Annotated in this window: 6 protein-coding genes; 4 read left to right on the top strand and 2 right to left on the bottom strand. The window is 63.6% G+C overall.

Translation table 11 applies throughout. From position 1 onward, the window contains the following. Positions 1–951 precede the first annotated feature (951 nt). The gene (gene tyrS / locus KUW00_RS08170; protein WP_222568762.1) at positions 952–2,154 is read right to left on the bottom strand and encodes a tyrosine--tRNA ligase; all 1,203 of its coding nucleotides are present in this window, start codon (positions 2,152–2,154) and stop codon (positions 952–954) included. Positions 2,155–2,332: 178 nt separating this feature from the next. Between tyrS and KUW00_RS08165 the strand changes: the two genes are divergently transcribed. Continuing rightward, positions 2,333–3,466, top strand: coding sequence for an anhydro-N-acetylmuramic acid kinase (locus tag KUW00_RS08165; protein ID WP_108448704.1), 1,134 nt, complete (start codon positions 2,333–2,335; stop codon positions 3,464–3,466). Positions 3,467–3,495: 29 nt separating this feature from the next. Here KUW00_RS08165 and KUW00_RS08160 read toward each other — a convergent pair whose 3' ends face one another. After that, the gene (locus KUW00_RS08160) at positions 3,496–4,602 is read right to left on the bottom strand and encodes a type IV pilus twitching motility protein PilT (RefSeq protein ID WP_213229420.1); all 1,107 of its coding nucleotides are present in this window, start codon (positions 4,600–4,602) and stop codon (positions 3,496–3,498) included. 66 nt (positions 4,603–4,668) lie between these two features. On the opposite strand from KUW00_RS08160, the gene KUW00_RS08155 reads away from it, so the two are divergent. The 3 genes from KUW00_RS08155 (at position 4,669) to KUW00_RS08145 (ending at position 6,881) form a co-directional block, all read left to right on the top strand. After that, positions 4,669–5,364 carry a YggS family pyridoxal phosphate-dependent enzyme gene (locus KUW00_RS08155; protein ID WP_222568761.1) on the top strand — a complete coding sequence of 232 codons (696 nt, stop codon included), beginning with the start codon at positions 4,669–4,671 and terminating at the stop codon, positions 5,362–5,364. 78 nt (positions 5,365–5,442) lie between these two features. Further along, positions 5,443–6,267 carry a pyrroline-5-carboxylate reductase gene (gene proC, locus KUW00_RS08150; protein WP_108132181.1) on the top strand — a complete coding sequence of 275 codons (825 nt, stop codon included), beginning with the start codon at positions 5,443–5,445 and terminating at the stop codon, positions 6,265–6,267. A 20-nt stretch (positions 6,268–6,287) separates the two neighbouring features. Next, on the top strand, positions 6,288–6,881 hold the full coding sequence (locus KUW00_RS08145) for a YggT family protein (protein WP_045993284.1): 594 nt from the start codon (positions 6,288–6,290) through the stop codon (positions 6,879–6,881). Positions 6,882–6,937: the final 56 nt, after the last annotated feature.

Genomic DNA, 6,937 nt, shown 5'->3' with positions numbered 1-6,937 from the left:
TAAGCGGACCAAACTTGGCTCAAGGTTCAAACGTCTCGTTTGACGAGTCGCTTGCCTTGATATTTCAGTGACAGTGTCACTGACTCATCGGCAAGCGCCCACATGAATTACCTGATCAATTTTTAAAGAGCTTCTCGCTTTGCAGCGCCTGTTGGCGCAGCGCCCTGCGAGGAAGGCGTATTCTACAGAATCGAAGTGTTTCGTCAAGGCTTTCTTTTTTCGCCGTGCAAGCGATGCCTGCAGGACCCAAGAGAAAGCGAAGCGAGCCTGACGCGCATCCTGCGATGCCGTCCTGGCGACTCCGATCGAGTGGCGAGCATTTTACCGATTTCTCGTTGCCCGTCAAGTGGAGAATTTTTCGGAGACTTGAAAAAGCCTTTTCAAAACAATCACTTTTACCACTCTTTACCGCCTGTGACGTTTGCTCGTCGCCGGCAGCGGATGCGTACTTTACGGATCGGGACCGGCCTTGGCAAGCACTTCGTGTAAAAAAACTTCACGCCGGCGTCATCACATCGTCATGAGCCAGAAGCCTCCAACACCCACCCCATACTTCACGTCTCTACTGCGCTATTTCTACTGCGCTATTCCACACCATTGCTCAATAGCTGATTGGTGCAGCGAGCCGGCCTGTCCTTTCACTTGCCGCTACGCCCCCGGAAGCCGCACCTGTCGTTACCAAGCCACCCTTGCTGCGTCTCTTCCTTGCTGCGCCGTGCTTGATGCACCTTGCCTGCTGCACCTTGCTTGATGCACCTTCCTTGCTGCGCCAGCTTTCCTTGCTGCGCCAGCCTTGGCCCTGGCCTTCGCCTGCCCCACGACTCGCGCCTTCATGTTACCCACAGCCATCTTCTCGCACCCGCCTGTGGACAGGTCGCAGGCAGGCGGGTGGCAAAACGAAGGACGCCCGCCAGTGGCGAGCGTCCCGGAAGCGATGGTCACACCGGCGGATCAGCCGCGCAGCGTCACTCTGGCGTAACGCTTCTTGCCGGCCTGGATGACATAGCTCTGGCCGAGCGCCAGCATCAGATCCTTGGCCACCACTTCGCCATCGACGCGCACACGTCCATTACCCAGCATGTCCTTGGCCTGGGCGCTGTTGTTGGCAAGTCCCGAGCGATTGAGCACTGCCGCAATCGGCGCCTGATCGCTGCCTTCAAAGACCACCTCGACCTCGGGCAGGTCTTCGGGCAGCTCACCTTCCGCCAACTGGTTACCGGCGCTTCGGTGTGCGTTCGCCGCCGCTTCATCACCGTGATAGCGGGCAATCAGCTCGCGCGCCAGCTCCATCTTGATGTCACGAGGGTTGTCACCGCGCTCGATCCGCGCGCGCAGATCCTCGATGGCGGCATTGTCCTTGAGCGACAAGAGTTCGAAATAGCGCCACATCAGGCTGTCGGGCATCGATACCAGCTTGTTGAACATCGCCCCCGGCGCTTCGTCGACGCCGACATAGTTGCCCAGCGACTTGGACATCTTCTGCACGCCGTCGAGGCCTTCCAGCAGCGGCATGGTAATGACGACCTGGGGCTCGAGACCGAAGTGCTTCTGCACCTCGCGGCCCATCAGAAGGTTGAACTTCTGGTCGGTTCCACCCAGCTCGATGTCAGCCTTCAAGGCGACGGAGTCATAGCCCTGCACCAGCGGGTAGAGGAACTCGTGTACCGAGATGGCCTGGCCACCCTTGTAGCGCTTTTCGAAGTCATCGCGCTCGAGCATCCGCGCCACGGTGGTCTGACCGGCGAGTTCGATCATGTCAGCGGCGCTCATTTCGGAGAACCACTCGGCGTTGAAGCGAACCTCGGTCTTGTCGGGATCGAGGATCTTGAACACCTGCTCCTTGTAGGTCTGGGCGTTGGCCTTGACCTCGGCCTCGGTCAGCGGCTTGCGGGTGACGTTCTTGCCGGTGGGATCACCGATGCGTCCGGTGAAATCGCCGATCAGAAAGATGACCTCGTGGCCGAGATCCTGAAACTGGCGCATCTTGGTCAACAGTACGCTGTGGCCCAGGTGCAGGTCCGGCGCGGTCGGATCGAAGCCCGCCTTGATTCTCAGCTTGCGCCTGGAATCGAGCTTTTTCTTCAGCTCATCCTCCAGCAGAATCTCGTGCGTGCCGCGCTGAATCAGCGCAAGGGCCTCGTCCACATCGCTCATGGTATTCACTCCACTTATCAATTCGGCTTTCCAGCTCGGCTTGGCTTGGTCAATCGGCCCTTGCGCGGACATCGACGCCCCCGTCAGCAGGGGCACGTCGTCACGGCGCCGGCGCCAGGTATAGACAGTGGCGGGGATGTTACCATGAACCTTTCCACCGGTTGAGATGACAAGGCCCATGCAACGCTTCATTGGACTGATGTCGGGCACCAGCATGGACGGGATCGACGCCGCCCTGGTGCGCTTTGACGCCACAGGCACGGCAGCTCTGGAGGCCAGCGTCGGCATTCCCATGCCGCAGGCTCTGCGTGAGCGGCTGTGGCAACTGGCCCACGCCGATCAGGTCAGCTTTGCTGACCTGGCCTGGGCCGAGGAGGCTTTCTGCCAGTGCCAGGCCGAGGCAGTCCAGCGATTGCTCGAGCAACAGGGACTTGAACCCGAGGACATCGCTGCCATCGGCAGCCATGGGCAGACCATCGAGCATGCCCCCTACGGCCACCAGCCAGGCTCGCCCCCCTATACATTGCAACTGGACAATCCCAGCCGGCTGGCCGAGCTGACTCGCTGTGCCGTGGTCGCCGACTTCCGCCGCCGCGACCTGGCCGCCGGTGGTCAGGCCGCACCACTGGCACCGATCTTCCACCAGCAGGTATTTCGCCACCCCGAACGCTGGCGGCTGGTGCTGAACCTTGGCGGCATCGCCAACCTGACGCTGCTGCCGCCGACCTCGGACCCGCGTGCCCCGCTGGGCTTCGACACCGGGCCTGCCAATGCCCTGCTCGACGCCTGGCACCAACGCCATCGCGGCACCCCCTTCGACGCCAACGGCGATTGGGCTGCCGGCGGCCAGGTGGATACCGCACTGCTAGAACGTTGGCTGGCAGAGCCCTACTTTCACCGCCCACCGCCTCGCAGCACCGGGCGTGAGCTGTTCTCTCTCGACTGGGCAGAGGCGAAGTTGAACGGTTCAGAGTCACCACAGGACGTCCAGGCCACCCTGGCGGAACTGACCGCCACCAGCGTCGCCCTGGGCATCGAGATGGCGCGGGAGCACTTTACCGCCCCTGCCTCCCTCGACCTGGTGCCCTGCGGCGGCGGTTCACGCAACCTGGACCTGCTGGCACGCCTTGCGCGCCAGCTGCCGGAGGCCACTCTACTGGACAGCGAATCCCTGGGCTGGCCGGCCGACTGGCTGGAAGCCGCCGCCTTTGCCTGGCTGGCCCATGCCCGACTGAATCTGCAACCCGGCAACCTTCCGTCGGTCACCGGCGCCAGCGCAGAGCGCGTGCTCGGCGGGCTCTACGCCCGCTAAAGGGTCACGACTGGCTCTGAACCACCGCCTCACCCCCAGCCTTCGCCCTGGGGGCTCACCCAGCCCTCGTTCTGCCCGCCGCTCCAGCCGGCGCTCGGCGCGCTATCGACCAGAGATTCACGCGTCAGGCGCCGGGCATCCTCCGGCGCCACCTCGCCACACGCCACCAGTCTCGCCAGGTCGGCGTCCAGGGTCTGCATGCCGGCCTGGCCGCCGGTCTGCATCGATGAGTAGATCTGGGCCAGCTTGTCCTCGCGGATCAGATGACGGATCGCCTGATTGATCAGGAGGATCTCGCGTGCCGCCACTCGCCCGCCCCGGCTGCTGGGCAGCAGCGCCTGGGAGACGACCGCCTGCAACGACTCCGACAGCATGGTCCGCACCGCATTCTTTTCATCACCCGGGAAGGCATCGATGATCCGATCGATGGTCTTGACCGCGGAGGCGGTATGCAGGGTGGCAAATACCAGATGCCCGGTCTCGGCCGCGGTCATGGCCAGGCGCGCCGTTTCCAGGTCGCGAATCTCTCCGACCAGAATGACGTCGGGATCCTCGCGCAGGGCGCTGCGCAGGGCGACGGCAAAGCCCTCGGTGTGGCGGTGTACCTCTCGCTGGGACACCAGCGCCTGCTGGCTGTGGTGGATGAACTCGATGGGATCCTCGATGGTGAGGATATGGTCGCGACGGTGGCGGTTGATATGGTCGATCATCGCCGCAAGCGTAGTGCTCTTGCCGGACCCGGTGGGCCCGGTCACCAGTACCAGCCCCCGCGGCAGGGCGACAAGACGTTCGAAGATCTCGCCCATCCCCAGCTCCGAAAGCGTCGGGATGCGATCGGGGATGGTACGCAGGACCGCCGCCGCCCCGCGCTGCTGGACGAAAGCATTGACGCGATAACGCGACAGACCCGGTATCTGGTGGGAAAAGTCGGCCTCGTGGGTACGCGAATACTGCTCGCGCAGCTCCTCGTCCATCAACGACTCGAGCAACAATCTGACCTGACCATCGCCCATCGGCGGGCCAGGCAGACGCTCCAGTTCACCATTGACGCGCATCACCGGTGGCAGTCCCGCCGACAGGTGCAGATCCGAGGCGCCCTGCTTTGCCGAGAGTGCCAGCAGTTCGGTAATATCCATGGGCTTACCAGGCTTGAACCCCCGACTCGGGGGCAGGGAGCCCCACGATAGGACAGACCCAGGCCGATGACCACGACGATTGCCGAATCCTTGACCCAAGCCCGGACACGCCTGAATCAGGCACTTGCAACGGCGGGAAGAGCGCCCGACGCGGCCCTGCTGCTGGCGGTCAGCAAGACCAAGCCAGCCGACATGATCCGGGATGCCTATGCCCTGGGCCAGCGCGACTTCGGCGAGAACTATCTACAGGAAGCGCTGGATAAACAGGCCCAACTGGGCGACTGCCCTGGCATACACTGGCACTTCATCGGACCGCTGCAATCCAACAAGACACGTGACGTGGCCAGCCATTTCGACTGGGTCCATGGTGTCGATCGTGCCAAGATCGCTCAGCGCCTGAGCGATCAGCGCCCGGATGGCCTTCCCGCACTGAATATCTGTCTGCAGGTCAACGTCAGCGGCGAAGCAACCAAATCAGGCGTCAGCCTGGAGGAGCTGCCTGAGCTGGCGAGCCTGGCGGCGGCGCTGCCTCACGTGCGTCTGCGCGGATTGATGGCCATCCCGGCCCCCAGCGAAGACCCAGAAGCGCAGCGCGAGCCCTTCCGGCTACTGGCCGAGGCCTTGTCATCGCTGCGTCGAGAGCTGCCGGACGCACCGCTGGACACCTTGTCCATGGGCATGAGTGCCGACCTGGAGGCTGCCGTCGCGGAGGGCGCCACCATCGTGCGCCTGGGCACCGCGATCTTTGGCTCGCGCCAGTGAGCCCGTCGCCACGACAGGCCTGGTGACGCTACCCTGTTTGTCCGAATATCCAATGCCCTACCCTTCAAGGAGCCCCGCATGGCCAGCAACGTGACCTTTATCGGCGCCGGCAACATGGCCAGCGCCATCTTCGGCGGCATGGTGCACAGCGGCTACCCAGCCGATGCCATCACCGCCACCGCCACCCGTGACGCCACCCTGGCGCCGCTCGCCGAGCGCCTGGGCATCCATACCACCACCGACAATCTGGCGGCGATCGAGCACGCCGACGTGGTCGTACTGTCGGTCAAGCCACAGATCATGCGCCAGGTGTGCGAGACTCTACGGGATTCGGTGCAAAAGCGTCGGCCGCTGATCGTGTCGGTGGCGGCTGGCCTCAGCGCCGAGACCTTGGAACAATGGCTGGGTGGCGGCCTGGCGGTGGTCCGCTGCATGCCCAACACTCCGTCGCTGGTCGGTGCCGGTGCCTCCGGGCTGTATGCCAACCCGCGCGTCAGCGACGAGCAGCGCGCCCTGGTCGGCGAGTTGATGACGTCCGTCGGCATCATCGAATGGGTCGAGGACGAAGCCCTGCTGGAAGCGGTCACCGCCGTCTCGGGTAGTGCACCGGCCTACTTCTTCCTGATGTTCGAGGCCATGGAAGAGGCCGCCGTCAAACTCGGGCTAAGCGCAGAAAGCGCTCGCCGACTGGCGATGCAGACCGCCTACGGGGCCGCCTCGATGGCGATGCAGAGCGACCGTGATCCCGGTGAACTGAAACGCAATGTGATGTCCCCGGGGGGTACCACCGAGAGGGCCATCGAATATCTGGAGCAGGCAGGACTGCGGCAGGCGCTCGACGGCGCCATGCAAGCCTGTGCCAAGCGTGCCCAGGAAATGTCTGCCGAACTCGGCAAGGGTTAATCAAAGACGGAGGAGCCCACATGGGCAGTCAACTGGGAAACGCTGGCCTGCTGCTGGTCAACACCCTGATCAACATCTTCTTGTTCCTGCTGATGCTGCGCTTTCTGCTGCAGGCCTCGAAGGCGGACTACTACAACCCCTTGAGCCAGTCGGTGGTCAAGATTACCCAGCCGGTGGTGCGTCCCTTCCAGAGCGTGCTTGGCCCGGTGATGGGCCGCTTTGACCTGGCCACCCTGGCCGCGGGCTTTCTGGTCAAGGTGATCAGCATCATCATCCTGCTGCAGCTGGCCGGTGTCGGCATGCCGAGGCTCGATGGCCTGGCCATCGCCGGCGTCGCGGCCCTGGCCAGCGCGATCCTGAAGATCTACTTCTTTGCGCTGATCGTGATGATCATCCTCAGCTGGGTCGCCCCCAACGCCAGCCATCCCGGCGCGCTGCTGGTGATGCAACTGGTGGAGCCGATCATGGCGCCGGTACGCCGAGTGATTCCGCCGCTGGGGATGCTCGACCTGTCACCCATCGTGGTGTTCATCGGCATCAACCTGATCGATGGCATCGTGGTGGGCTCGCTGGTCCGGGCCGCCGGTATCTCCGGGATGCTGGTCGGGCTCTAGGCTCGACCAACGCTCGCGTACACGGCCACGACAACACCAACTTTCACTGGACACAC

Source organism: Halomonas sp. DP5N14-9 (assembly GCF_019802175.1).
Taxonomy (GTDB): Bacteria; Pseudomonadota; Gammaproteobacteria; order Pseudomonadales; family Halomonadaceae; genus Halomonas; species Halomonas litopenaei.
Note: the sequence above shows the minus strand (reverse complement) of the source record. Positions and strands in the feature narration are given on the sequence as shown.

Excerpts from the sequence above, each read along its gene's own strand:
- KUW00_RS08165 (WP_108448704.1), top strand. The coding sequence starts at position 2,333 with ATGCAACGCTTCATTGGACTGATGTCGGGCACCAGCATGGACGGGATC.
- tyrS (WP_222568762.1), bottom strand. The coding sequence starts at position 2,154 with ATGAGCGATGTGGACGAGGCCCTTGCGCTGATTCAGCGCGGCACGCAC.
- KUW00_RS08145 (WP_045993284.1), top strand. The coding sequence starts at position 6,288 with ATGGGCAGTCAACTGGGAAACGCTGGCCTGCTGCTGGTCAACACCCTG.
- KUW00_RS08155 (WP_222568761.1), top strand. The coding sequence starts at position 4,669 with ATGACCACGACGATTGCCGAATCCTTGACCCAAGCCCGGACACGCCTG.
- proC (WP_108132181.1), top strand. The coding sequence starts at position 5,443 with ATGGCCAGCAACGTGACCTTTATCGGCGCCGGCAACATGGCCAGCGCC.
- KUW00_RS08160 (WP_213229420.1), bottom strand. The coding sequence starts at position 4,602 with ATGGATATTACCGAACTGCTGGCACTCTCGGCAAAGCAGGGCGCCTCG.